Origin of the sequence: Pseudomonas sp. Irchel s3h14 (assembly GCF_900187425.1) — a bacterium.
GTDB lineage: Bacteria > Pseudomonadota > Gammaproteobacteria > Pseudomonadales > Pseudomonadaceae > Aquipseudomonas.
Map to the genome: position 1 here is coordinate 164043 of NZ_FYDJ01000003.1, position 25326 is coordinate 189368.

Here is a 25326-nt window from a genome sequence, read left to right on the forward strand (position 1 = left end):
TAACGCGGTCGGCCTGATCGACTGCGGCGCGCCCATCGCGGGCAAGCCTTGCTCCTACAGAAAAGTTTGATTTTCGCCTCACCATAAAAAAGACAATCGGAGACACGCCATCATGGCTTTGGATTTATTCGTCGTACTCATCTACGCCGCCGCGATGCTGATACTCGGCTACTACGGCATGCGCAAGGCCAAGACCAACGAAGACTTTTTGGTCGCCGGTCGTAACCTCGGCCCGAGCCTGTACATGGGCACCATGGCCGCTACCGTTCTGGGCGGCGCATCTACCGTCGGCACCGTGCGCCTGGGCTACGTCCATGGCATCTCCGGTTTCTGGCTCTGCGCGGCCCTCGGTTGCGGGATCGTGGCGCTGAACCTGTTCCTCGCCAAACCGCTGCTGAAACTGAAAATCTACACCGTTACCCAGGTGCTGGAAAAACGCTACAACCCGATGGCCCGCTCCGCGAGCGCGGTGATCATGCTGGCGTATGCGCTGATGATCGGCGTGGTCTCGATCCTGGCCATTGGCACCGTGCTGCAAGTGCTGTTCGACCTGCCGTTCTGGCTGTCGGTATTGGTCGGCGGTGGCGTGGTGGTGATTTATTCGGCGATCGGCGGCATGTGGTCCCTGACCCTGACCGACATCGTCCAGTTCGTCATCAAGACCGTGGGCCTGATGTTCATCCTGTTGCCAATCTGCCTGTACCGCGTCGGTGGTTGGGATGAGTTGGTGTTGAAACTGCCGGCCACCGCCTTCAGCTTCACCGCGATTGGCTGGGACACCATCATCACCTACTTCATGATCTACTTCTTCGGGATCCTGATCGGCCAAGACATCTGGCAGCGTGTGTTCACCGTCAAGAGCGCCAAAGTGGCTCAGGTCGCCGGTACATTCGCAGGCTTCTACTGCATCCTTTACGGACTGGCCTGCGCCCTGATCGGCATGGCCGCTCATGTGCTGATCCCGGACCTGGACAACGTCAACAACGCCTTCGCCGCCATCGTCAAACTGTCCCTGCCGGACGGTATCCGTGGCCTGGTGATTGCGGCTGCCCTGGCGGCCATGATGTCCACCGCCAGCGCCGGCCTGCTCGCCGCCGCCACCACCCTGACCGAAGACCTGCTGCCGAAACTGCGCGGCGGTAAACAGTCGACGCTGGGCATCAACCGCCTGTTCACCCTGTTGACCGGCATCGTGGTACTCGGCATCGCTCTGGTCGTGAATGACGTGATCAGCGCCCTGACCCTGGCGTACAACCTGTTGGTGGGTGGCATGCTGATCCCGCTGATCGGTGCGATCTTCTGGAAACGCGCAACCACCGCCGGCGCTATCGCCAGCATGGGCCTGGGCTTTGCTACCGCGCTGGTGTTCATGATCAAGGACGGTATGGACGCCAACACCCCGATCTACTACAGCCTCGGCGTAGGTCTGGTGAGTTTCGTGGTGGTCAGCTTGCTGTCCCCTCGCCCTGCAGTGGTGGCCAGCGCCGCCTAAGCTGAACATAACGACTTGATGCTTTCTTCGACGGGTGTGGCGTCGGTTGCCACACCCGTTTTTTTTCGTCTGGAGAAAAACCTTTGATGAAGATTGTTTCTCGCGATCAATGGTTCGAGGTGAAACAGCTCAGTGACGGCATTCGCCTGATTCACGAGCCTTACATCCGCCCCTTCTATCGCTGCAACCTCTGGCACATTCAGGGTCGCGACAAGGACTTGCTGCTCGACAGCGGTTCCGGGCTGGTCAGCCTGCGCGAGCAACTGCCGTGGATCACCGAACGGCCGCTGGTCGCCGTGGCCAGTCATTGCCATTTCGACCACATCGCCGGGCACCACGAATTCCCTGAGCGGCTGGTGCATCCGGCTGAAGCGGACATCCTCGCCGCACCCGACGGCGACAACGATTTGAGCAAAGCCTTTGTCGGCGACGACATGTTCGAGGCTCACCCCGACTGCCCGTTGTGCTACGCCGAATACCGGGTCAAAGCTGCGCCAGCCACCGGCCTGATCGAAGAAGGCGACGTGCTGGATCTGGGCAACCGCACGCTGCAAGTGCTGCACACACCGGGGCATTCACCGGGCGGCATCAGCCTTTACGAAGCGGCGACCGAGACCCTGTTCAGCGGCGACATCATCTACGACGGGCCACTGATCGAAGACGCCTATCACTCCAACCTCGACGACTACGCCCGCAGCCTGCAGCGTTTGCGCGAGTTGCCGATCCGCACGGTGCACGGCGGGCATTTCGGGAGTTTTTCCGGAGAGCATTTGCGCACGATGATTGACGAGTGGCAGCGCTCGCACGCCTGAAGCCTGCTGGAGATTCAGGATGACTTCGACGACAACGCGAGCCTGGCGCAATTGGGATTGGATAAAGAAGATATCGAAGAGCTGATCTTCCATCTGGAAGATCAGATGCTCAAGACCGCCAGGACAGCGAATGACTTGAGTCGGTTTTTAATGGAGATCGGGCGGCATTGAGTTTGCCACCCCTTGAGCTCGCGCGCCCCTGTAGCAGCTGCCGAGCACCGCGAGGCTGCGTTCGACTGCGAAGCCGTCGTGAAGTCAGACGATGCGGTGTGTCAGGAAAATCCTGCACGCAGGGTTTACGCCTGCTCCGTCCGAACGCGGCCCGAGCCGAACGCAGCCTCGCGGTGCTCGGCAGCTGCTACAGCAACGGCTGCGTTACGCTTACCGGCGGCGCTGCTGGCGTCGGCGTTGTTCGTCGTCAGTGCGAATAGGCACAGGTTGCAGAGGCGGTTCGATCAAACCGAGTGCAACACCCAGGTCGTGCAGCCAGTTTTGGATTTTCTCTTTCATGGTGCCCCCTTCAGGGTAGTGCCGAGTGGCGAAAATTCTGTAGCCACTTCGCACTGATAATAGTCCGAAGTCCTACGCAATGCTCGCCCAAAGTCGCAATGATCTGTTACTGAATTGATCAAAATACCTGACCGATAGTTCAAGCCATCGCCCGAGCCTGACTCGGCGCCGACGGATAGACCAATTGTTGCTGCTCAAGCCACGCGTTCAAGTTCGCCCCAACCATGCCTTTGCGCCACATCAGCCACGTGGTGGCACTGGCAAACGGCTCCGCCAACGGATGCACCGCCACGCTTTCGCGGCCCGGCAGGCTGGCGAGCATCGACTCCGACATCAGCGCCACGCCTGAGCCGGCGATAACGCAAGCGAGCATCCCCGGATAAGACTCGATTTCCATCGCCCGGCCCATGGCCGCGTGGTAATGGGAGAACCAGGCTTCCAGGCGCATGCGGTAGGAACAACCCTGCCGAAACGTGAACACCGAGCGCCCTTCCACATCCAGCGCGCTGAGGATCGGCGGGTGATCAACCTCGCTGATCAACACCAGCCGTTCGTCGCACAACGGCACGCCGTCGAGCCCGGCCAGTTCCAGCGGACCGTCCACCAGCGCCGCATCGAGACGCCCGGTGAGCAAACCTTCAAGCAGCTCGCCGCTCGGCCCGGACTGCACTTGCAGGTTCACCGCCGGGTAAGTGCGGTGATAACGCGCCAACAACCCCGGCAGATGAATCGCCGCCGTGCTGTACATGGTGCCGAGTACGAAGTCCCCGGCCGGTTGCCCGCCCTGCACCGCCGCTTGAGCTTCGTCGCGCAGATTGAACAGCTTGGCGGTGTAGTCCAGCAGGACTTTTCCCGCAGGCGACAACTGCAAACGCTGACGTTCACGCACGAACAGTTCTACGCCGAGTTGTTCTTCCAGCTGTTTAAGCCGGGTCGACAGGTTCGATGGCACCCGGTGCAGGCGTTCGGCAGCACGGGTGATGGAACCCTCCTCCGCTACCGCCTGGAAAATCCGCAATTGGCTGAACTCCACGCCATTCTCCAAACCAGAACAAGTTACTCACTATTATTCATTTTAAAAGAAAGTCAATCAGTCCTAGCCTGACGGTCATTGATCCTCTGCTGGAATTCAGACTATGTCTCCTCTGATTCGCTTACTCGCCAGTTTCATCGCCCTGATGATGGCCATGGGCATCGGGCGTTTCGCCCTCACGCCTCAGTTGCCGCACCTGCTCAGCGAAGGTCAGATTGACCTGACCGCCGCCGGTCTGATTGCCGCGGCCAACTACCTCGGCTACTTCGTCGGTGCGGTGGACGCGATGTTCTCTCGCCGCCCCGAGCAAGTCCGCCGGCGTTTGTTGGGCGGTTTATGGCTCTGTGTATTGCTGACGTTGGCCTCGTTCTGGGCCAACGGGTTTTGGTCCCATCTGGTGCTGCGGTTCGGCACCGGCGTGGCCAGCGCCTGGGTACTGGTGATGATCACCGCGTTGAGCCAGCCGTTGGCCGCGGCAGCCGGTCGTCCACGGCTTGGCGCCCTGGTATTTGCCGGACCGGGTCTGGGGATTTTTCTGACGGGCTTGTTGGCCTTGGGATCGAACCTGCTGGGGCAGACTTCTGCAGCCTTGTGGCTGGTGTATGCCGGCGTCGGGCTGGCGATGCTGCTGGGGATTCTGCCGTTCCTGCCGCAGCCGGCCACGACCGTGGCCGCCGCCCCCAGCGTCGCTGGCTCGGGCAATCATGGCATCGGCCGTTTAAGCGTGGTCTATGGGTTGTACGGTTTGGGCTACATCATTCCGGCCACTTTCCTCTCGCAAATGGCTAACGCGCAGTTCCATGGCCAATGGCAGGCCGATCTGTTCTGGCCTTGCTTTGGTCTTGCTTCGGCCATCGGGGTGGTGCTGGTGAGTTTGCGTCGACAACACCCGCAGGGCACTCGCTATTGGCTGATGGCGACGTTGTGGCTGCAAGCTGCCGGGGTCTTCGCTTGCTTGTTGGGCAGCGGCCCAGGCCTGGCCTTGGGCGTGATCCTCTGCGGCACGCCGTTCCTGGCCTGCATGCAATTGGTGATGCAACGTTCCCGGGAACTGGCGCCCTACGCCACCCAGCGCAACGCCGGGCTGCTGACGGCGTGCTTCGCCGTGGGCCAGCTCAGCGGACCGTTGCTGGCCTCATTGAGCAGCCACTTCAGCGGTGGTTTGCAGCCCGCGCTGGTGTTCGCCGGCAGTGGTTTGATTGTCGCTGGCGGTCTGCTATTGCGTCCGGTCAGCTCTGCCCAAGGGCTTTGCGCAAGCGACGGCGCACCCACTGCTCAGCGCTGACAAACGTGATGCCCAACAACACCAGCACCGCGCCGACAACGAAGTTGAAGCTCAGCTCTTCGCCCAGCAGCACCACGCCGAACGTGACGCCGAACAGCGGCGTCATGAACGAAAACACCGCCAGGTTCGCCGCCAGATAACGGCGCAACAGCCAGAACCAGGTCAGGTAGCTGAAGAACGACACCACCAATCCCTGAAACAACACACTGGCCACCGCGACGGTGGTCAGGCTGACGTGGGTGACCTGGCCGCTGAGGATCGCGATCAGCAACAGGCCAACGAAACCGACAATCAATTGATAGAACAGCGTCAGCGTCACCGGCGCTTCCGACAGGCGCGAAGCGCGCACCACCACCGTGGTTGCACCCCATGACGCGCCAGCCAGCACGCCCAGCGCATCGCCCATCAACATGCGGTGATCGAGGTTGTCCCACGACACCCCGCCGGCAAAGGCGATGGCGATCCCGACGAAGGCGAGGAAAATCCCCAGCCACTGGACCGGTCTTAAACGCTCACTCGGCAACAGCCAATGAACGCCCAATGCGGTGAAGATCGGCGCGGTGTAAAGGAACACCGACATGTGCGCGGCCGTGGTCAGTTGCAAGCCTTCGGAAATGAAGAAGAACTCCAGGCCAAAAAGCGCGCCAGCCAGTAGTCCACCGCGCCAGGTGTTGCCCACTTGATCCCAGCCGCCCTTCCAGCAGATCAACAGTCCTACGAGTAACGCGGAAATACCCGAGCGCCCGGCGGCCTGCATGACCGGCGCGATGTCTGGCGCCGCCCACTTGATCATCACCTGCTGAACACCCCAGATCAGGCACAACCCAATCATCACTTGCAGGGCAAACCCATCGGCGCTGCGCCGGGTGGCGCTCACCGGAACACCTCGACAACACAAAACATGGCAGAAACTCGGCAGTCAAAAAACAAAACCCTGCATAGGGAAAGGCCGATCAGTCAAGGAACGCCCCCTGTAGCAGCTGTCGAGCCCCAGCGAGGCTGCGTCCGGCTGCGTCCGGCTGCGTAGCAGTCGTAAGTTCAGACTTTGCGGTGTTTCAGAAAGTCCGCGTGTGCAGGATTTACGACTGCTTCGCAGCCGGACGCAGCCTCGCTGGAGCTCGACAGCTGCTACAGGCTGCTAGCTTGGCTGGACGGCACAGGGCCGGTTCGGGGTCAGCTCAGTTCAATGCGATCGGCGTGAATAACGATCTGGCCGTTCTTGTACAACGCACCGATGGCCTTTTTGAAGTTGCCCTTGCTCACGCCAAACATACTGCTGATCACCGTCGGGTCGCTCTTGTCGCTGACCGGCAGGCTGCCATTGTTGTCGCGCAACTTGGCGAGAATCTTCGAGTTCAGGCTGGTGGCGGCTTCTTCGCCGACCGGTTGCAGGCTCAGGCTGATCTTGCCGTCGGCACGGACTTCTTTGATAAAGCCCTTCTCTTCTTTACCGGCGCGCATGAACTTGAAGATTTCGTTCTTGTGAATCAGCCCCCAGTGCTTGTTGTTGATGATTGCCTTGAAGCCCATATCGGTGGCTTCGGCGACCAGCAAATCAACTTCCTGGCCAGGGGTGTAGTTGGCCTGGGTCTTGTCGAGGTAGCGGTCCAGACGGGCCGTCGCGGTGATGCGGCGGGTGTGCTTGTCGAGGTAGACGTGCACCACCACATACTCGCCGGCGGTCATCTGACGCTTTTCTTCGGAGTACGGCAGCAACAGATCCTTCGGCAAACCCCAATCCAGGAAAACACCGATGCTGTTGACTTCAACGACTTTTAAACTGGCGAATTCACCGACTTGAACTTTCGGCTTTTCGGTAGTTGCGATGAGTTTGTCATCGCTGTCCAGATAAATAAAAACGTTGAGCCAGTCTTCATCTTCGCTGGGAATATCTTTGGGAATATAACGATTAGGCAGGAGGATTTCGCCATCCGCGCCACCGTCCAGATATAAACCGAAGTTAGTGTGTTTAACCACTTGCAAACTGTTGTAGCGCCCGACTAAAGCCATTTCCAATACCCTCATTGCGTGGGCGGCATTCTACCCGGTTTTGCGGGTCGCGTTCGCTGGCCAGCCCGGTGGCGCAAGAAAATCCTCCGAAGGGCTTAATTTTCCTGGGTTTTACCGCACGCGCCAGGCCGCTCGTCAGGCCGTTCTGGCGATTTTCACACCTGTCCGCCGGGTGGAAAACTGTAATTTTTCATGATCGTTCTTAGTTAAAACAGCAGCTTAGAGGCCTATTCAGAATAATAACTTGTGATTAATTCTTCATCTGCCCTGTGTATTTCGGGGGGATATTTACCAAGCAATTGTCAAGTATTTCCTGTACGATGCCTGGCCAAGTTAATTTTCTATAGGTTAATGGCCGCCATGCGTGTAAAAGCATCCAACAGCAAAGCAAAGCCAGCTCCAGCCGTTGAAACCAGCGAATCGATCAACAACCAGATTGCTGCGTTCCTCAAGTCCGGCGGAGAGATCCAGCAAATTGCCAAAGGCGTCAGCGGCCAGACGTTCGGCCCGTCCAAGCAGATCACCCTGGGCAAGAAGTAACTTCCCCAAGATCCGCCGCGTCACCTGGTCCCTAAGCGCTTTGAGCTTCGAAGCGCTTGGACTGGAACCCACCTCGCAACACCCCCGCAAACAAACCAATATTTCAAAAATCGACGAACGGCCCTCGATGCCGAGCATTCGCCGGTATGCTTGCACACGTCTAGATCAAGCGTTTCAGTAGGTTTTTAGTGCCTACAGCTCGCTGTCATGGAGTGACGCATGCTCAAACCCTCCTATTTATTGCTCGGCACCCTGCTGTCGTGTTCGGTCGCCAACGCGCAAATCTTTCAGCGTGAACTGGGCGACTTCGATCTCAAACTCGGCACCACCTCCAGCCGCAGCATGGCCCAGGGGCTGGTCAAACCTTCCAGCACCGGCTCGTTCCACGGCGGGCTCGATCTGAGTCACGACAGCGGTTTTTATGTAGGCCAATGGGCACCGAGCATGGGTTTAACGTCTGGGGCCAACCTTGAAGTCGACTCCTACATGGGCTTTAAACAGCCTTTCGATAATACCCTCGGGTACGAAGTCGGCATGATCCGTTACAGCTACCCGAAAGTGGACACCCTCGACAGCCAGGAGCTTTTCGGTGGCCTGACCTTTCTGGGCAGCCGTTTCGGCGCAGCGTTCAGCAACGATCCGGACAAACAGAACAGCACCGTATTCGCCGACCTGGGCGGCAATCAGCCGTTCGGCATCGGGATCAGCATGAAATACACCACCCACCAGCTCAACACGCCGGTGTCCGTCGACGGCGGGTATGTAGGCAGTTTCACCGATTGGTCAGTGCAACTTTCCCGCCCGTTCATGGGCGTCGATCTGGACCTGATCTACAGTGACTCCAACTTGAGCGGCAACAGCTGCTCCGCCTATTCCGGGCACAACAGCCAATGCGACGGGCTAATCACCCTCAAGGCCGAACGCGCCTTTTATTGATCGGCTGAACTGCGAGGCTCATCCTGCGTTCACATAAAGAAGCCCATTAAAAAGCCAGGCCTTCGCAAAGGATTCGCCCATGTCGCGCTGGTTGAAGTGTCTCGCCGTCGTTATCACCCTCAGTCTCGCCCTCGGTGCGTGCAGCCGCGTGGGCCTGGCCTATCGCAACCTCGACGTGATCGTTCCGTGGACGCTCAGCGATTATCTGAACATGAACGGGGAACAGAAAGATTGGTTCAACGAGCGCCTCAAGGAGCACCTGAGCTGGCACTGCACCACGCAACTGCCGGGCTACCTCGACTGGCTGGATCGCTTGCAGGTCATGGTCGAGACCAACCAGGTCACCGACGCCGCGCTGCAAACCCGCATCCAGGAAGCCAAACAAGCCATCGCCCAGACCGCGAGGGAAATCACCCCGTCGGCCATTGAGCTGTTACAGGGGCTGAATGACCAACAAGTCGCGGAAATGAACGAGGCCTTCACCAAGGACCAGCGCAAACGCCAGGAGCAATACCTCAAACCGTCGCTCGATCAACAGATCAAGCAACGCAGTCAGCGTATGGAAAAACGCCTGAATGATTGGCTCGGTCCGCTCAGCGCAACCCAGCAGCTACGCGTTGTCGCGTGGTCGAACACCTTGGGCGACCAGAATACGCAATGGATCGCCAACCGTGCCCACTGGCAGAAACAGTTCAGTGCGGCGGTTGCGCAGCGCCAGAGTCCAGAATTCCCACAGCGAATCGAGACGCTTCTGGTCAATCGCGAGAGTTTGTGGACGCCCGCTTATCGCCAGGCCTACGCCAGCACCGAAGCCCAGGCACGGGCGTTATTTGTGGACTTGATGGCCGAAAGCACGCCGGAACAGCGCCAGCAGTTGTTGAAGAAAATAGAAGGGGTGCGCAAGGACTTCAATGATCTGAAGTGCCTGAAGGCAGCGCAACAGAGCTAAGCGCAACACAAATTCAATGTGGGAGCGAGCCTGCTCGCGATTGCGGTGTATCAGTAAACAATGATGTTACTGGTGTACCGCAATCGCGAGCAGGCTCGCTCCCACACTGGGTTAGGGGGTGATCGTCAGGCAATCTGTGCCCTCGATGCGATCTCATCAAACCTCACCTCTTCCAGCGCATCGTCCTGCTCATCCAACACCTGCCGCGGATGGTCATTGCCCGGAATACTGCTGTCGATCAGGCTCAACAAACTCGAGCCCCGAGGCGTCAAAATGTAGTTCGAACCGTTGCCACCTTGATCCTCAGGCCGAGGCTCAATATAGCCGCGCGCCAACAGTAACTTTTCATACTCACCGGCCACTGTTTTCAGATGATCCAGGTTCTCAATCGCCTCGCCGTTCGCCGCTTTCTCCGCCGCGTACTGTTCGGCGTAGGGCCGTGGCGTAAAGCTGTGGCCGGCGCTGTTCTGCACCTCGTGCAGCAAGCGTTCAATCAAATCCCAGTTATAAGTCGTCATCCTGATACAACCTCCAAATCCAGAGAGTGAGATGGCCTTCATAAGTTGTGACCGGCGCGGTTCGCAGCCGTTCAGCCGAGGTTTTGAACAGCATCGACCAGCGGTATGTCGAATTGGGCGTAGGTCAAACGACTAGGTTGTGTAAGTCACCTCCCAGCACCCCGCAGGAGAATCCCAATGAACATTCAGAATCATCCCGTCGTCTCCCGAGAAGAATGGCTCGCCGCCCGCAAGCAACACCTGGCCCACGAAAAAGCCTTCACCAAAGAACGAGACAAACTCAGCGCCGAACGCCGCGCCCTGCCCTGGGTGAAAATCGACAAGGACTACCACTTTCAGGGCCCGAACGGCGAACTGAAACTGGCGGACCTGTTCGGCGGCCGTAACCAGTTGGTCATCTACCACTTCATGTTTGGCAAAGGCTGGGACGAAGGCTGTTCCGGCTGCTCGTTCCTGTCCGACCACATCGACGGAGCCAACCAACACCTGGCCCACCATGACGTCGCCGTGGTGGCGGTTTCCCACGCACCGTTCGCCGAATTTCAGGCCTTCAAACGGCGCATGGGCTGGAAATTCGATTGGGTGTCGTCAGAAGGCTGCGACTTCAACTATGACTTTGGCGTTTCGGCCCGAGCAGAAGACGTCGTCGCCGGTAAGGCCACCTACAACTACGAAAAATCCGACGGCGCCGAAGAAGAACTCCCCGGCCTTAGCGTGTTTTATCGCAATGAAGCTGGAGAGATTTTCCACACCTATTCCACTTATGCCCGCGGTCTGGACATGTTGGTTGGGGCCTATAACTACCTCGACCTCACCCCCAAGGGGCGTAATGAAGAGGAAATCATGGAGTGGGTAAGGCTTCACGATCAGTATGAAGACAAGGTCTCGGCCAGCTGCTGCCATGGGGAGTAGAGCATCTGCCGGATACACTATCCCCAAACACCGCAAATCCACTGTGGGAGCGAGCTTGCTCCCACAGGTGTTGGCAGTGTTTAGTCATCGGCAATTTGCCGGGTGACTGTCCGAGCGCACCAGGATACTCCCCCTACATCAAGTTCAGAACCGGCGCTCTGTACCGCTGGGTGGCTGATCCTTATAGTCAAACCGTCGTCCAAAAGGCGACCGGGTTTGGCGTCTCTGAACTTTTTACGCCCTTCAACCCTCAACCGGATAACCCGCCTTAACCGGAAATGAGGCCCACCCCAATGAAAACCCTGCTGAAGCTCACCCTCGCCGCCACCCTCGCCTGCGCCCTTCCCGTTTGGGCTTGCCCACCCGAAGAAGCCACCATTAAGCGCGAACAACTGGCCAAGGAAGTGGCCAAACTCACCGAGCAGAACCCAGCCAAGGCCAAGGAGATCAACGATGAGCTGCAGAAAATGGATCTGGAGACGGCCAGCAAGGATCTGCCGGACAAGTGCCAGTTGATCGATCAGCGATTGAAGGAACTGAGTTCGGCGGAGAAGAAAGCCGAGAGTTAATCAAACTCAGGAATTTCAGGCATAAAAAAAACCGGACATTTGTCCGGTTTTTTTATGGGGCGCTAAAACTGCTTATTCAGCAGCTGGCGCTTCCGGCTTGCGGCGCTTGAGCGGCGCCATGCCGTCCTTGCTGACCAGCGACAGGGCGTCGGTCTTCGGGCGGTTGGCGATTTTGCGTTTGGTCGGGGCCTTGGCGCCGGTTTTCTTCTTGTCGCCTTTGGCGTCGACTTTTTTCTTCTTCACGCCAACGGCTTTGCCTGAGGCCTTGACCTTTTTTGGTCCGCCGTAGGTGCCTTTGACTTCCTTGATGGTGCGGCGCTCGAAGCTCTGCTTGAGGTAGCGCTCGACGCTCGACATCAGGTTCCAGTCGCCGTGGCAGATCAGCGAGATGGCCAGGCCATCGTTGCCGGCGCGACCGGTGCGACCGATGCGGTGAACGTATTCGTCGCCGCTGCGCGGCATGTCGAAGTTGATCACCAGGTCCAGGCCTTCCACGTCGAGGCCGCGAGCGGCAACGTCGGTGGCGACGAGGATTTTCACGCCGCCCTGCTTCAGACGGTCGATGGCCAGCTTGCGATCCTTCTGGTCTTTGTCACCGTGCAGGACGAACGCTTTGTATTCCTGCGCCACCAGGCGGCCGTAGATACGGTCGGCCATGGCCCGGGTGTTGGTGAACACGATGGCCTTCTGGTAGGTCTCGTTGGCCAGCAGCCAGTTCACGATCTGTTCTTTGTGCTGGTTGTGGTCAGCGGTGATGATCTGCTGACGGGTGGTCGCATTCAGATCGCTGACGTTGTTGAGCTGCAGGTGCTCAGGGTTGTTCAACACCTTGGCGACCATCTCGCGCAGGCCCGAACCGCCGGTGGTGGCAGAGAACAGCATGGTCTGCTGGCGGTTGGTGCACTCTTCCACCAGACGCTGGACGTCTTCGGCAAAGCCCATGTCGAGCATGCGGTCGGCTTCGTCGAGGACCAGTACTTCGACTTCTTTGAGGTCGAGGTTACCGGCGTTCAGTTGCTCGATCATCCGGCCCGGCGTACCGATCAGGATGTCCGGCACCTTGCGCAGCATGGCAGCCTGGACCTTGAAGTCTTCACCGCCGGTGATCAGGCCGGACTTGATGAAGGTGAACTGAGCGAAACGCTCAACTTCCTTGATGGTTTGCTGGGCCAGCTCGCGGGTCGGCAGCAGGATCAGGGTCTTGATGCTGACGCGGACTTTAGCCGGGCCGATCAGACGGTTGAGGATCGGCAATACGAATGCAGCGGTTTTGCCGCTACCGGTTTGCGCTGTCACCCGCAGGTCACGCCCTTGGAGCGCCAGCGGAATAGCCGCTGCTTGCACTGGCGTTGGCTCGACAAATTTAAGCTCGGCCACGGCTTTGAGCAGGCGTTCGTGCAGGGCGAATTGGGAAAACACGGGTGCTACCTCGAAGAAATACAAAAAAACAGCTGCATAGGGTAACGGTTTCGAGCGCTCAGGCCGAGTTTCTTTATACAAACGGCGCTAAACAGTGGTTTTTTTGTTGCGTCTTTTGTCCTGAAACGTCATCCAAAGCGTCTTAAATGCTCTAATCGCCCCGTCGCGTCCTACAGAAGAACCGTTTTTACCCATGGATATCAAACAGCTCTGGCTCAACGTCCAAGACCTTTGGGGTGCCCTTGATCAGCACCCTCTCCTGCATTCCAGCCTGGCATTGGTGCTATTGCTGGTGGTTGCGCTGGTCCTCGGACGAGTGGCGCGCTACCTCATTCTGCATGCGACCAAAATGCTCGGTCGCCAGCCGGCATTGCACTGGATCAATGACTTTCGGCATAACAAGGTCTTTCATCGTCTGGCGCAGATCACACCCTCGCTGGTGATCCAGTTCGGCTTGCACCTGGTGCCGGAGTTGGGCAAGACCAGTCTGATCTTCCTCGGTAACGTCGCGCTGGCATTTACCATTCTGTTTTTGCTGTTGGCGGTCAGTGCCCTGCTCAGCGCTCTGCTCGACATCTATGCGCGCACCGAACATGCCCGTACCCGCTCGATCAAAGGCTACATACAACTGGCGAAAATGGTCTTGTACGTATTTGGCGCGATCATCATCGTCGCCACGCTGATCGACCGTTCGCCGCTGTTGCTGCTGTCGGGTCTGGGTGCCATGTCGGCGGTGATTCTGTTGGTCTACAAGGACACCCTGCTGTCGTTCGTCGCCAGCGTGCAGCTGACCAGCAATGACATGCTGCGGGTCGGCGACTGGATCGAAATGCCGCAAGTCGGCGCCGACGGTGATGTGGTCGATATCACGCTGCACACGGTCAAGGTGCAGAATTTCGACAAGACCATCGTTTCGATTCCGACCTGGCGCCTGATGTCCGAGTCGTTCAAGAACTGGCGCGGCATGCAGCAATCCGGTGGACGACGGATCAAGCGCAGCCTGTTCATCGACGCCAGTGGCGTGCGATTCATCCGCGATGACGAAGAGTTGAAACTGTCCCAGGTGCATCTGCTGACCGACTACATCAGTCGCAAGCAGGCTGAACTCAAGGCCTGGAACGAAGCCCAGGGTAATGTGGCGGCGATGTCGGCCAACCGTCGGCGGATGACCAATATCGGTACCTTCCGCGCCTATGCACTGGCGTATTTGAAGAGTCACCCGGAAATCCAGCCAAACATGACCTGCATGGTCCGCCAGATGCAGACCACCGCTCAGGGCATTCCGCTGGAGATCTACTGCTTCACCCGCACCACCGCGTGGGCGGATTACGAGCGGATTCAGGGGGATATTTTTGATTACCTGCTGGCGGTGCTGCCGGAGTTTGGCTTGAGCCTTTATCAACAACCGAGTGGCGGGGATTTGCGGGCGGGGTTGTTACCGGCAATGTTGGGCGCAAGCCATATTCCCGAGAATGAAAAACACGTCATGTAACACCTCGCTCCCGCAGGAGTTTAAGGGCTATTTTCCAAAGAGCCGGCGTACCTGAACGGGATCGGCATTACCGCTTTGGTCAAGCGCAAGGAAGTATTTGAGCTGCCATTGCTGCGTTTTCACAGCTTGTTTGGCGACGGGCCTGGACCACGGAGGATAGACGCGAATCGCTCGCTTGCCGCCCTCACCATCAATCGACATGACCCCTTTGGCGGCCAGTATCTTCTGGTCAAACACAAACTGCCCGCGATGGGGTTCATCAGCAACGCTCACCACCACAAAGGCGACGCCATCGCCGCTATCGAGCGGTGCAATCTCGCTGGTCGGCGTTGGCCGCTTCCACAGCGTGACGAACTGACCCATCTTGGTCGGCGTGATTTTCGCCACTCGGAAGACAATCACCTGCCCATCGAGGCCGAAGCGGCAGGCGCCGTATTCGGCACTCTCCTCCTCGCGCCGAGCTTCATCCGTTAACGTCATACCTGCGGGCTTGTAGATCTGCTCGATGGCGGCGATCAGGTCCGTCATGGCCGTTCCCGCAACGGCAGCACTTCTCGCCTGACGCCCAACCGACTGATCCACACCGCCATCAAAATCACCGATCCACCGAGGAACAACCGCCCCAACTCTTCATGCTGATTCCAGATCAGCAAGTTGATCAGTAACCCCACGGGCACATGCAGGTTGTTCATCACCGCCAGCGTCCCGCCATTCACCAGGCAGGCGCCCTTGTTCCACCAGTACAACCCGAGCGCAGTCGAGACCAGGCCGAGGAACACCAGCACGCCCCATTGCAACGGTGCTTCGGGCAGGAAGTTCTGTTTGCCAAACAACAGAAACGCCGGCAACGCCACCGCCAATGCCCCCAGGTAGAAGTAACCAAAGCGCCGGTAATGCGGCAAATCGCTTGGATGGCGGGCCACCAGATGCTTATAGAGCACCTGCCCGGCGGCGTAGGTGAAGTTGGCCAGTTGCAGCAGCAGGAAGCCCATGAAGAAATCGGGGTTGATCCGGTCGTAGCGAATCACCGCCGCACCCATCACCGCCACCAGTGCCGCGACCAATGCCCACGGATTGAAGCGTCGGTTCAAAGCATCTTCAATCAAGGTCACATGCAACGGCGTGAGGATGGTGAACAGCAACACCTCCGGCACAGTCAAAACCCGAAAGCTCAGGTACAGGCAGACGTAGGTCACGCCGAACTGCAACGCGCCGATCAGCAGCATGCCGCGCATGAACGCCGGTTCAACCGAACGCCAGCGGGTCAACGGAATGAACACCAGCCCCGCCAGCACCACTCGCACCAGCACCGCGAAGTAACTGTCGACATGACCGGCCAGGTATTCGCCGATCAAACTGAAGGAAAACGCCTGAATCAGCGTGACAAAAAGTAGATAGCCCATGCTCGCCTCGTTTCGAATGGCGGCGACGATAGCGTTTTTTGCCCGTTATCGCGAGAACACACAAATCCCTGTAGGAGCTGAGCTTGCTCGCGATAGCGGTGTGTCAGCCAACATCAATGTTGAATGTGATACCGCTATCGCGAGCAAGCTCGGCTCCTACAGAATTGCGTGCAGCCCATCAAATCGCAGGCAAAAAAAAGCCCGATCTCGCTAAAGCGTTCAATCGGGCTACAGCACTCAGGAGCAACAAGTGCAAAGGGAGGTTCGATGCGCGTAAAGCCATGAAGGGGTTGCGCCAGGTCACTTGAACATCAAGGGATTATCTGGCGATTAAAACCTCAGGCGACGAGGGAAAGCTTGGCGTTGGCCTGGCTCAGGCCTTTCTCCTGGAAGTCACCGCCCAGGTTCATGCCTTCGGCGTGAATGAACGTCACGTCGTGGATCCCGATGAAGCCCATGACCTGACGCAGGTACGGTTCCTGGTGATCCGCGGTGCTGCCGGCGTAGATCCCGCCGCGCGCAGTCAGCACGTAGGCACGCTTGCCGCTGAGCAAGCCTTGCGGGCCGGTGTCGGTGTACTTGAAAGTCACGCCGGCACGCAGCACATGGTCGAGCCAGGCTTTGAGGGTGCTCGGGATGGCAAAGTTGTACATCGGCGCGGCCAGGACCAGTACATCGGCGGCCAGCAGTTCGTCGGTCAACTGGTTGGAGCGTTCCAGGGAAACCTGTTCGATGTCGTTGCGCTGCTCGGCAGGTTTCATCCAGCCGCCCAACAGGTTGATATCCAGATGCGGCACCGGGTTGACGGCCAGGTCACGAACGGTGATCTGGTCGTTCGGGTGCGCGGCTTGCCACTGGCTGATGAAGGTCTGGGTCAGTTGACGCGAAACCGAGTCTTGCTGACGGGCGCTGCTTTCGATGATCAGAACGCGGGACATGGGATGTAGCCTCCATCTGAGAATGTTGTAAGTCGATGGAGTGAAGGTTAAACAGAGTTAAATCGATGAAAAAGCGCAAATAACTGCTATAAACCATCAATAAATTCGTTTATAAGCGGAGCATACCCTGTGGGAGCGGGCTTGCTCGCGAAGAGGCCGTGTCAGTCGACATCAATGTTGACTGACATACCGCTTTCGCGAGCAAGCCCGCTCCCACACGGTTGTAATGTCATTTTGGGGTGCAGGTCAATTTGATACGCATCTTGATGATGCTCCGGTTGAACTTGGCGGTGGCATTTTTGTGTTTACCAGCGGCCACTTCGATATTGCGGGTGCGTGGCGCTTCCGGGCCATTGTTGAAAACTACCTTACAGGCCGCATCGGTGGTGCCGTAGTTGTTCACCTGAATGGAGGCGATGTCGCTATCCGTGTCATACGCGTTGTAGTCGATGCTCAAGCCGTTCAGCTGTTTTTCAACGTCGATCGGATAGGCAAACGCAGTAAGCGGCAGCATCGCCAGCAGCACACAACCCGATACCACACAACAAAGCTTTTTCATTCAGCAGTCTCCAATAAGGACTGCCAGCTTAGGACAAGAGGAGCTATTCATGAAAGCGCCCCGCGTGACCCTTGATCAATGGCGAACGTTACAGGCCGTGGTCGACCACGGCGGTTTCGCCCAGGCCGCCGAAGCGCTGCACCGCTCGCAATCATCGGTGAGCTACACCGTAGCGCGCATGCAGGACCAACTCGGCGTGCCGCTGTTGCGCATCGACGGCCGCAAAGCGGTGCTGACCGAAGCCGGCGGCGTGCTGCTGCGCCGCTCGCGGCAATTGGTGAAACAGGCCAGTCAGCTGGAAGACCTGGCCCACCACATGGAACAAGGCTGGGAGGCGGAAGTTCGGCTGGTGGTCGACGCCGCGTATCCGAGCGCCCGCCTCGTCCGCGCCTTGACCGCGTTCATGCCGCAAAGCCGTGGCTGCCGGGTGCGTCTGCGCGAAGAAGTGCTGTCGGGGGTAGAAGAAGTCTTGCTCGAAGGCGTGGCCGATCTGGCCATTACCGGCTTCAGCATTCCCGGGTATCTGGGCGCGGAATTGAGCGACGTAGAGTTTGTGGCTGTCGCTCACCCCGAACACCCGCTGCATCGTCTGAACCGCGAACTGAACTTCCAGGATCTGGAATCCCAGATGCAAGTGGTCATCCGCGACTCCGGTCGCCAGCAGCCACGAGACGTCGGCTGGCTCGGCGCGGAACAGCGCTGGACCGTCGGCAGCCTGGCCACCGCGGCAACTTTTGTCAGTAGCGGCCTGGGTTTCGCCTGGTTGCCTCGGCACATGATCGAACGGGAACTCAAGGAAGGTCTGCTCAAGCTGCTACCGTTGGACCAGGGCGGCAGCCGCAACCCGAGCTTCTACCTGTACTCGAACAAGGACAAACCCTTGGGTCCGGCCACGCAGATTCTCATCGAACTGCTGCGCACTTTCGACACTGCGCCGCTGGATGCACCTTTCGCCGCCCCTGAACAAGCCTGACACGGAGTGTACGCATGGCCTATTTCGAACACGAAGGTTGCAACCTGCACTATGAGGAATATGGCCACGGCACGCCGTTGCTGCTGGTCCACGGGCTGGGTTCCAGCACCCTGGACTGGGAAAAGCAGATCCCGGCGCTGTCGGCCCGCTACCGGGTGATCGTGCCGGATGTACGCGGCCACGGTCGCTCCGACAAACCCCGCGAGCGCTACAGCATCGCCGGGTTCAGCGCCGACATGATCGCCCTGATTGAACACCTGAACCTCGGCCCCATTCATTACGTGGGCCTGTCCATGGGTGGCATGATCGGTTTTCAACTGGCCGTGGATCAGCCGCAATTGCTCAAAAGCCTGTGCATCGTCAACAGCGCGCCCGAGGTCAAACTGCGCAGCCGCGACGATTACTGGCAGTGGTTCAAGCGCTGGAGCCTGATGCGCGTCCTCAGTCTGGGCGCCATCGGCACGGCCCTGGGCGGCAAGCTGTTTCCCAAACCCGAACAGGCCGATCTGCGACAAAAAATGGCCGAGCGCTGGGCAAAAAACGACAAACATGCTTATCTCGCCAGCTTCGATGCAATCGTTGGCTGGGGGGTTCAGGAACGACTTTCGAGGGTCTCCTGTCCAACCCTCATCGTCAGCGCCGACCGTGACTACACACCGGTCTCGCTGAAAGAAACCTATGTAAAACTGCTGCCCGATGCGCGGCTGGTGGTGATCGCCGATTCGCGCCACGCCACCCCGCTGGATCAACCCGAAATGTTCAACCAAACGCTGCTCGAGTTTCTCACCGCAGTCGACACCACCTCACTCAGGATCACTGACCCATGCTGAAAAAAATCGCCCTCGTCGCTGGCTCCGTTCTGTTTGCCGCCAACCTGATGGCCGCAACGCCCGCCAAGGCGCCGCACGTGCTGCTGGAGACCACCAATGGCCAGATCGAAATCGAACTGGACCCGGTCAAGGCGCCGATCAGTACCAAGAACTTCCTTGATTACGTCAACAGCGGCTTCTACAACAACACGATTTTTCACCGTGTGATTCCGGGCTTCATGGTCCAGGGCGGTGGTTTCACTCAACAAATGCAGCAGAAAGAAACCAAGGCACCGATCAAGAACGAGTCCAAAAACGGTCTGCATAACGTCCGTGGCACGCTGTCCATGGCCCGCACCTCTAATCCTGATTCGGCCACTAGCCAGTTCTTCGTGAACGTCAAAGACAACGACTTCCTCGACAGCGGTGACGGCTATGCGGTCTTCGGTAAAGTCGTGAAAGGCATGGACGTGGTGGACGTCATCGTCAACTCGCAAACCACCACCCGTGGCGGCATGAAAGATGTGCCAGCCGACCCTGTGTTCATCAAGTCGGCCAAAGTCATCGACTAAGCTACACAGGAAGTCTTGAGCGGCTGCCGGAGTGCGCCGCTCACACTGTTCAAAGGAGAGCCCGTGCGCGGGCGGAGAACTGATGCTTTATCGCCGTTTCGAGAAACTGATCGACATTTTCCGCGAGCCCCCGACGGCCGCTCCGCCGGATCGGGTTCTCCCTTTTTATACCTATTACTTGAAGCAGGTCTGGCCGAGTTTTGCCGTCCTGCTGTTCGTCGGTCTGATCGGTGCGCTGATCGAAGTGGCGCTGTTCAGTTACCTGAGTCGCATCATCGACCTGACCCAAGGCACGCCTAACGTCGATTTCTTCAAGGAACACGGCATCGAGCTGGCCTGGATGGCGGTGGTAGCCCTGGTTTTTCGGCCGATCTTTGTTGGCCTGCACGACTTGCTGGTGCACCAGACCCTGAGCCCCAGCATGACCAGCCTGATTCGCTGGCAGAACCACAGTTATGTGCTCAAACAGAGCCTGAATTTTTTCCAGAACGACTTCGCCGGGCGCATCGCCCAACGCATCATGCAGACTGGCAACTCGCTGCGCGATTCGGCCGTGCAAGCGGTGGACGCGTTGTGGCACGTGCTGATCTACGCGATCAGTTCGCTGGTGCTGTTCGCCGAAGCCGACTGGCGCCTTATGATCCCGCTACTGACCTGGATCGTCGCCTTCATCAGTGCCCTTTACTACTTCGTGCCACGGGTCAAGGAACGCTCGGTGGTGTCCTCCGATGCGCGCTCCAAACTCATGGGGCGGATCGTCGACGGCTACACCAACATCACCACCCTGAAGCTGTTCGCCCACACCAACTTCGAGCAGCAATACGCTCGCGAAGCGATCAAGGAACAAACCGAAAAAGCCCAACTGGCCGGCCGGGTGGTCACCAGCATGGACGTGGTCATCACCAGCATGAACGGCTTGCTGATCGTCGGCACCACCGGCCTGGCCTTGTGGCTGTGGACGCAGTCGCTGATCACCGTTGGCGCGATTGCCCTGGCCACCGGCCTGGTGATCCGCATCGTCAACATGTCCGGCTGGATCATGTGGGTGGTCACCGGGATTTTCGAAAACATCGGCATGGTTCAGGACGGTTTGCAGACCATTTCTCAACCGGTCAGCGTCACCGATCGCGAGCAGGCCAAACCGCTGACGGTCACCCGCGGCGAGGTGCGTTTCGAGCACGTGGATTTCCACTATGGCAAGAAGAGCGGGATCATCGGCGACCTCAACCTGACCATCAAACCCGGTGAGAAAATCGGCCTGATCGGCCCGTCCGGTGCAGGCAAGTCAACCCTGGTCAACCTGCTGCTGCGCCTCTATGACGTGGAGGGCGGACGCATCCTCATCGACGGCCAGAACATCGCCGAAGTCGGCCAGGAAAGCCTGCGCGAGCGCATCGGCATGATCACCCAGGACACATCCCTGCTGCACCGCTCGATCCGTGACAATTTGCTGTACGGCAAACCCGACGCCACCGACGCCGAACTCTGGGAGGCGGTGCACAAGGCCCGCGCCGACGAGTTCATCCCGTTGTTGTCGGACTCCGAAGGCCGCACCGGTTTCGATGCCCACGTCGGTGAACGCGGGGTGAAACTCTCCGGCGGTCAGCGTCAGCGGATTGCGATTGCTCGCGTGCTGCTCAAGGACGCGCCGATCCTGATCATGGACGAGGCCACCTCGGCGCTCGACTCGGAAGTCGAAGCGGCGATCCAGGAAAGCCTCGAAACCCTGATGCAGGGCAAAACCGTGATCGCCATCGCTCACCGGCTCTCGACCATCGCCCGCATGGACCGGCTGGTGGTGCTGGAAAAAGGCAAGATCGCCGAAACCGGCAGCCACGCCGAGCTGCTGGCCCATGGCGGGTTGTATGCGCGGTTGTGGCAGCACCAGACGGGTGGATTTGTCGGCATCGACTGAACCTTCTTGCCTGATCATTCCCACGCTCTGCGTGGGAATGATCAGGCCCCCCTCCCGATTGCTGGAAATCCGCCAAAACCCTGCTGTAATCAGCCAAGGTTCTGGAGATGAACCTGTCGTAAATGTGCAGGATGCATCACTCGATACAGTCTCGATAGGAAGCCTATCAAGGACGCTCTCATGTCTCTGTTCAAACGTTCAGTCACTGAGTTGTTAGGTACGTTCTGGCTGGTGTTGGGGGGTTGCGGCAGTGCGGTCCTGGCCGCGTCTTCTCCGCTGGGGATCGGGGTGCTGGGTGTGGCCCTGGCCTTTGGTCTGACGGTACTGACCATGGCATTCGCCATTGGCCATATTTCCGGCTGCCATCTCAACCCCGCCGTTTCGGTCGGTTTGTTCGTCGGCGGTCGATTCCCCGCCAAAGAGCTGCCCGCCTACATCATCGCTCAGGTGATTGGCGCGATTATCGCGGCGGCCTTGATCTACTACATCGCCAACGGCAAGGAAGGCTTCGATCTCGCCAACGGTCTGGCTTCCAACGGCTACGGCGAGCATTCTCCCGGCAAATACTCGATGGCCGCAGGCTTTGTCTGTGAGCTGGTGATGACGGCGATGTTCGTGCTGATCATCCTCGGTGCCACCGACAAGCGCGCTCCTGCCGGGCTGGCGCCGATCGCCATCGGCCTGGCCCTGACGCTGATCCACCTGATCTCGATCCCTGTCACCAACACCTCGGTCAACCCGGCCCGCAGCACTGGCCCGGCGCTGATCGTCGGTGGCTGGGCCATCGCGCAATTGTGGATGTTCTGGGTAGCGCCGCTGCTGGGCGCGGTGATCGGCGGCGTGACGTATCGATGGTTAGGCAAGGAAGGCAGCTGAAGCCCAGGGCGAGGATCAGTCTTGCCGGTAAGGCAAGGCCGTCCTCGCTTCCTCGGCATACGCCAGCACGCCAACGCGCTCTTGCTGCAGGAAGTCTTTGACGGCCGCTTTCAGGCCGGGATGACGCAAGTAGTGCCATGAATGAGTGATCACGGGTTCGAACCCGCGAATCAACTTGTGTTCGCCCTGGGCACCGGCATCGAATCGCTGGAAGCCGTTGGCAATTGCGTAGTCCATGCCCTGGTAGAAACAGGTCTCGAAGTGCAGACGGTCGAACTCCGCCAGACAGCCCCAGTAACGACCGTAAAAGCTGTCGCCGCCCACCAGACTGAACGCCATGGCCACCGGCCGTGAGCCTTGCTTGGCCAACACCACACGAATCGACTCTGGCATGCGCTCGGCCAGCAAACTGAAAAACTCCCGCGTCAGATACGGCGCTTGCCGACGCACTGCGTAGGTATTGGCGTAGCAGGCATAGACAAAATCCCACTGCGCCTGATCGAGTTGCCTACCTTCAAGCCATTCGAAATCAATGCCCTGCCCCGCCACTTGTTCGCGCTCCTTGCGCATCTGCTTGCGCTTGCGCGAACTGAGGACGTCGAGGAAATCCTGAAAATCCCGATAGCCGCGATTCTGCCAGTGGTACTGACAGCCGATTCGCTGCAACCAGCCTGGCTGCTCGGCCAAGGCCGCGTCAGTGAACGGGTCGGTGAAGTTGATGTGGGCACTGGAGAGTTGTTCGATTTCAAGGTAGCCCGGCAGGCTTTTCAACAGTTCGAAACCGTCCTCGAGCGTGGCCGCCAGCAAACGCGGGCCACTGACCGGACTGAACGGCACAGCCGTCAGCAATTTTGGGTAGTAATCGATACCGGCACGCTCACAGGCATCGGCCCAGGCGTGATCGAACACGTACTCGCCGTAGGAATGCCATTTGCGGTAACTGGGCAGCGCGGCAATCAGGCGATCGCCTTCGATGTGCAACAAATGCTCGGGTTGCCAGCCGGAATGAGGGCCGACGCTGCCGCTGTCCTCCAGCGCGCTGAGAAAGGCGTGGCGCAGAAAGGGCTGATTCTCGGGCACCAGGGCATCCCACGTCTGCGACGCGATTTCGGACAGACTTTCCAGACGTTGCAGCGGCATCAGTTCTTCCCTATTTCTTTGCGTTAAAGCCCGGCGAGTATCGCCCATCGCCAAAAAATCCACACGAGCAATCCGCCGACAGGGCTCTGGATAAGGGTGTACGCCATATTTGTATCGTCATCGAGACGCCATCACTTTGCCACTGCTCTGTCATAAACCATCGCGATACTGGCGCCTGTTTTTAGAGCGCCGGGTACTAAACCTGGTCACTGTTTTCCGTCCGTCAACGGTCGGTTGTGTCCTGGATGGCTCAGTCATCCCATTACATCTTCGGAGATTGATATGCGTCTTGCTTCCACGAAAACTGCGGCGGCCTTGTGTGGTGGGTTGCTGCTGGCCATGAGTGTTCCGGCCAGCGCCGCAGTTGACGCCAAACTGCTCGACATGCTCAAGGCAAACGGCTCGATTTCGCCTGCGCAGTACACCGAACTGCAAGCCGAGCTGGCCAAGGATCAGAAAGACCAGCAAATCGCCCGCCAGGCTCAACAAGAGACTAACGAGCAGATCGCAGCGACTGCGAAGAAAACCAATGAACTGAGTACCTTCGACCAGAAACTGGCGTGGGCTGCCAAGACCCAATTCAAGGGTGACGTGCGTTTCCGTCAGGAAACGGTCAAGAACGATGGCGTACCAAACACCGGTGACCAGGATCGTCAACGTATCCGTGTCCGCCTGGGTGCCTACACCGAAATCAATCCACAAGTGGACACCGGCATTCGTATAGCCACTGGCAACAACAACGATGCTCGCTCCACCAACCAGAGTCTGGAAGGCAACTTCTCCAAGAAAGATATCTGGCTGGACCAGGGCTACGTCGACTACCACCCGACTGCCATCAAGAACCTGCACTTGATCGGCGGCAAGATGCCGCAACCATGGGTGAGCATGGGTGACATCATCTGGGATAACGACATCAGCCCGGAAGGTCTGGCCCTGACTTACAAATACCCGCTAGGCAGCACGGCCGAGCTGTTCGGTAGCGCCGGCCACTACACCCTCCAGGACAACGTCGACGGCGAAGGCAAGCAGTTCCGTCACGACCTGCGTCTGTACGCAGGCCAGTTGGGCGCGCGCTTCGCTATCACTGACAACCTGAAAATGACGCTGGGTGGCAGTGTCTACGCTTACGACAACGACGAGGACGCCGCTACACTGGCCATCAACGGCAACAGCCCGGGCGAAGAGTTCAAAGTGTACGAAGGCTTTGGTCAGATCGATCTCGGCGGCCTGCCGATGCCGTTGTCGCTATACGGTCAAATTGTCAACAACGACAGTGCGAGCAACGATCAGGACATGGGCTGGCTGGCTGGCGTCAAGACCAAGTTCTACGGCTTCGGAGTGGACTACAACTACCGCGACGTACAGCGTAACGCCGTGGTCGGCGCCTTCACCGACTCCGACTTCGCCAACGGTTTCACCGGTTCGCGCGGCAGCAAGCTGAAAGTGAGCTACGAGATCGACAAGAACTTCGCCCTCGGCGCGACGTACTTCATGGCTGACTCCGACTACACCAACGCCACCCTGCGGGATTCGAAGATCAACACCCTGCAACTGGACGCAGAAGCGAAGTTCTGATTCCCCGCTACACGACTCGGGCAAGGAAACCCGAGCCGCTTTTACAAACTCGCGTTGTGGTATCGGTCCCCATCATCCGTCCGATATTG

At 58.6% G+C, this 25326-nt stretch carries 25 protein-coding genes and 1 pseudogene; 15 read left to right on the top strand and 11 right to left on the bottom strand.

Annotated features, from left to right (window positions below):
• The first annotated feature begins 112 nt into the window (after positions 1-112).
• Together CKW16_RS07370 and CKW16_RS07375 are read left to right on the top strand one after the other, a co-directional pair.
• Positions 113-1492 carry a sodium:solute symporter gene (locus tag CKW16_RS07370; protein WP_095127839.1) on the top strand — a complete coding sequence of 460 codons (1380 nt, stop codon included), beginning with the start codon at positions 113-115 and terminating at the stop codon, positions 1490-1492.
• 86 nt (positions 1493-1578) lie between these two features.
• The gene (locus CKW16_RS07375; protein WP_095127840.1) at positions 1579-2304 is read left to right on the top strand and encodes an MBL fold metallo-hydrolase; all 726 of its coding nucleotides are present in this window, start codon (positions 1579-1581) and stop codon (positions 2302-2304) included.
• Between the two features lie 381 nt (positions 2305-2685).
• Here the strand turns inward: CKW16_RS07375 and CKW16_RS32470 are convergent, their stop codons facing one another.
• A complete protein-coding gene (locus CKW16_RS32470) occupies positions 2686-2814 on the bottom strand; it encodes a PA1414 family protein (protein WP_007914492.1) in 129 nt (42 codons plus the stop codon).
• 139 nt (positions 2815-2953) lie between these two features.
• Complete coding sequence (locus tag CKW16_RS07380; protein ID WP_095127842.1) at positions 2954-3847, bottom strand: LysR family transcriptional regulator; 894 nt, start codon at positions 3845-3847, stop codon at positions 2954-2956.
• A gap of 103 nt (positions 3848-3950) precedes the next feature.
• Here CKW16_RS07380 and CKW16_RS07385 point away from each other — a divergent pair, with 103 nt between their 5' ends.
• Complete coding sequence (locus CKW16_RS07385; protein ID WP_095127843.1) at positions 3951-5132, top strand: MFS transporter; 1182 nt, start codon at positions 3951-3953, stop codon at positions 5130-5132.
• On the opposite strand, the gene CKW16_RS07390 is transcribed toward CKW16_RS07385, so the two are convergent.
• Positions 5077-6009: a DMT family transporter gene (locus CKW16_RS07390; protein WP_046048101.1), complete on the bottom strand. Its 933-nt coding sequence runs from the start codon at positions 6007-6009 to the stop codon at positions 5077-5079. The genes CKW16_RS07385 and CKW16_RS07390 overlap by 56 nt on opposite strands.
• A 296-nt stretch (positions 6010-6305) precedes the next feature.
• A complete protein-coding gene (locus CKW16_RS07395; protein WP_095127844.1) occupies positions 6306-7142 on the bottom strand; it encodes a S1 RNA-binding domain-containing protein in 837 nt (278 codons plus the stop codon).
• A gap of 351 nt (positions 7143-7493) precedes the next feature.
• Between CKW16_RS07395 and CKW16_RS07400 the strand changes: the two genes are divergently transcribed.
• From CKW16_RS07400 to CKW16_RS07410, 3 genes are all read left to right on the top strand, one after another.
• The gene (locus tag CKW16_RS07400) at positions 7494-7682 is read left to right on the top strand and encodes a hypothetical protein (RefSeq protein WP_017337097.1); all 189 of its coding nucleotides are present in this window, start codon (positions 7494-7496) and stop codon (positions 7680-7682) included.
• A gap of 219 nt (positions 7683-7901) precedes the next feature.
• Positions 7902-8618 (top strand): TorF family putative porin, encoded by a 717-nt coding sequence (locus CKW16_RS07405; RefSeq protein ID WP_095127846.1) that lies wholly within the window; start codon positions 7902-7904, stop codon positions 8616-8618.
• 79 nt (positions 8619-8697) lie between these two features.
• Positions 8698-9567 (top strand): DUF6279 family lipoprotein, encoded by an 870-nt coding sequence (locus tag CKW16_RS07410; protein WP_095127847.1) that lies wholly within the window; start codon positions 8698-8700, stop codon positions 9565-9567.
• Between the two features lie 125 nt (positions 9568-9692).
• Here the strand turns inward: CKW16_RS07410 and CKW16_RS07415 are convergent, their stop codons facing one another.
• Positions 9693-10085, bottom strand: a complete 393-nt coding sequence (locus CKW16_RS07415) for a transcriptional regulator (protein ID WP_095127848.1) — start codon at positions 10083-10085, stop codon at positions 9693-9695.
• Positions 10086-10262: 177 nt separating this feature from the next.
• Between CKW16_RS07415 and CKW16_RS07420 the strand changes: the two genes are divergently transcribed.
• Complete coding sequence (locus CKW16_RS07420) at positions 10263-10997, top strand: thioredoxin family protein (protein WP_095127849.1); 735 nt, start codon at positions 10263-10265, stop codon at positions 10995-10997.
• A 293-nt stretch (positions 10998-11290) separates the two neighbouring features.
• The gene (locus CKW16_RS07425; protein ID WP_095127851.1) at positions 11291-11566 is read left to right on the top strand and encodes a hypothetical protein; all 276 of its coding nucleotides are present in this window, start codon (positions 11291-11293) and stop codon (positions 11564-11566) included.
• A 72-nt stretch (positions 11567-11638) separates the two neighbouring features.
• Here the strand turns inward: CKW16_RS07425 and CKW16_RS07430 are convergent, their stop codons facing one another.
• Positions 11639-12985, bottom strand: coding sequence for a DEAD/DEAH box helicase (locus CKW16_RS07430; RefSeq protein ID WP_008153197.1), 1347 nt, complete (start codon positions 12983-12985; stop codon positions 11639-11641).
• Positions 12986-13178: 193 nt separating this feature from the next.
• On the opposite strand from CKW16_RS07430, the gene CKW16_RS07435 reads away from it, so the two are divergent.
• A complete protein-coding gene (locus CKW16_RS07435; protein WP_095127852.1) occupies positions 13179-14477 on the top strand; it encodes a mechanosensitive ion channel family protein in 1299 nt (432 codons plus the stop codon).
• A 27-nt stretch (positions 14478-14504) separates the two neighbouring features.
• Here CKW16_RS07435 and CKW16_RS07440 read toward each other — a convergent pair whose 3' ends face one another.
• The 4 genes from CKW16_RS07440 to CKW16_RS07455 all read right to left on the bottom strand — a co-directional run bounded on the left by CKW16_RS07440 (position 14505) and on the right by CKW16_RS07455 (position 17377).
• A complete protein-coding gene (locus tag CKW16_RS07440; protein WP_095127854.1) occupies positions 14505-15005 on the bottom strand; it encodes a MepB family protein in 501 nt (166 codons plus the stop codon).
• Complete coding sequence (locus CKW16_RS07445; RefSeq protein ID WP_095127855.1) at positions 15002-15880, bottom strand: carboxylate/amino acid/amine transporter; 879 nt, start codon at positions 15878-15880, stop codon at positions 15002-15004. The genes CKW16_RS07440 and CKW16_RS07445 overlap by 4 nt, the downstream gene beginning before the upstream one ends.
• A 338-nt stretch (positions 15881-16218) precedes the next feature.
• Complete coding sequence (locus CKW16_RS07450; protein WP_095127857.1) at positions 16219-16818, bottom strand: FMN-dependent NADH-azoreductase; 600 nt, start codon at positions 16816-16818, stop codon at positions 16219-16221.
• 229 nt (positions 16819-17047) lie between these two features.
• A complete protein-coding gene (locus tag CKW16_RS07455) occupies positions 17048-17377 on the bottom strand; it encodes a hypothetical protein (protein ID WP_056742660.1) in 330 nt (109 codons plus the stop codon).
• A gap of 49 nt (positions 17378-17426) precedes the next feature.
• Between CKW16_RS07455 and CKW16_RS07460 the strand changes: the two genes are divergently transcribed.
• The 5 genes and pseudogenes from CKW16_RS07460 (at position 17427) to aqpZ (ending at position 22522) form a co-directional block, all read left to right on the top strand.
• Positions 17427-18350: a LysR family transcriptional regulator gene (locus CKW16_RS07460; protein WP_056742659.1), complete on the top strand. Its 924-nt coding sequence runs from the start codon at positions 17427-17429 to the stop codon at positions 18348-18350.
• A gap of 14 nt (positions 18351-18364) precedes the next feature.
• A pseudogene (locus CKW16_RS07465) lies at positions 18365-19170 on the top strand (alpha/beta fold hydrolase).
• Positions 19171-19173: 3 nt separating this feature from the next.
• A complete protein-coding gene (locus tag CKW16_RS07470) occupies positions 19174-19731 on the top strand; it encodes a peptidylprolyl isomerase (RefSeq protein WP_046048081.1) in 558 nt (185 codons plus the stop codon).
• 82 nt (positions 19732-19813) lie between these two features.
• Positions 19814-21646 (top strand): ABC transporter ATP-binding protein, encoded by a 1833-nt coding sequence (locus CKW16_RS07475; RefSeq protein ID WP_095127860.1) that lies wholly within the window; start codon positions 19814-19816, stop codon positions 21644-21646.
• 180 nt (positions 21647-21826) lie between these two features.
• Complete coding sequence (gene aqpZ / locus CKW16_RS07480; protein WP_095127861.1) at positions 21827-22522, top strand: aquaporin Z; 696 nt, start codon at positions 21827-21829, stop codon at positions 22520-22522.
• Between the two features lie 15 nt (positions 22523-22537).
• Here the strand turns inward: aqpZ and CKW16_RS07485 are convergent, their stop codons facing one another.
• A complete protein-coding gene (locus tag CKW16_RS07485) occupies positions 22538-23662 on the bottom strand; it encodes a GNAT family N-acetyltransferase (protein WP_046048079.1) in 1125 nt (374 codons plus the stop codon).
• A 282-nt stretch (positions 23663-23944) separates the two neighbouring features.
• Here CKW16_RS07485 and CKW16_RS07490 point away from each other — a divergent pair, with 282 nt between their 5' ends.
• Positions 23945-25237 (top strand): putative porin, encoded by a 1293-nt coding sequence (locus CKW16_RS07490; RefSeq protein ID WP_095127863.1) that lies wholly within the window; start codon positions 23945-23947, stop codon positions 25235-25237.
• The last annotated feature ends 89 nt before the right edge of the window (positions 25238-25326 follow it).